At 73.2% G+C, this 593-nt stretch carries 1 protein-coding gene and 1 pseudogene; both read left to right on the top strand.

The window, feature by feature from the left end:
- Positions 1–253, top strand: a pseudogene (locus BAY1663_RS25660) (type II secretion system protein GspH); the annotation flags it as partial.
- Positions 250–593 (top strand): type II secretion system minor pseudopilin GspI (gene gspI, locus BAY1663_RS22870; protein ID WP_037045488.1); only part of this gene is annotated, 344 nt, incomplete at its 3' end. The pseudogene BAY1663_RS25660 and the gene gspI, both read left to right, overlap by 4 nt.

Raw genomic sequence — 593 nt, 5'->3', positions numbered from 1 at the left:
ACTGGACGGTACGCCACTGGTGCTGCTGGCGCCGCCGAAGCGCGCGGACGACCGCGCCGGGCTGTCCGACGACGACGCGCGGGCGAAGCGCAGGGGGCCGCGGCTGGAGCCGCAACTGCTGATCCTTTCCAGTGGCGAGCTGTCGCCGTTCAGCCTGCGCCTGTCCGAACGCAAGCCGGGCGGTGGCACCTGGCTGATCGCCAGCGACGGCTTCCGCCTGCCCGAGGCCGAGCCGCTCGGAGAGCGGCGATGAAAGCGCCTATGGCCAGGGCCGACCGCGGCTTCACCCTGCTCGAAGTGCTGGTGGCGCTGGCGATCTTCGCCACGGTGGCGGCGGTGGTGCTCACCGCCGCCGGGCGCAGCCTGAGCAATGCCGCGCGGCTGGAGGAACTGACCCTGGCCGGCTGGATCGCCGACAACCGCATCAGCGAACTGCAGCTGCAGCAGGTTACCCCGGCGGTCGGCCGCGAAACGCTGGAACTCGACTATGCCGGCCGCCAGTGGCAGGTGCTCAGCGAGATCGCGGCCAGCGCCGACCCCGCCCTGCTGCGCGTCACCGTCCGGGTCGCGCTGCCGGCGCCGCGCGGGCGCAA

This window comes from Pseudomonas sp. BAY1663, from assembly GCF_000582595.1.
Taxonomy (GTDB): domain Bacteria; phylum Pseudomonadota; class Gammaproteobacteria; order Pseudomonadales; family Pseudomonadaceae; genus Stutzerimonas; species Stutzerimonas stutzeri_AF.
Note: the sequence above shows the minus strand (reverse complement) of the source record. Positions and strands in the feature narration are given on the sequence as shown.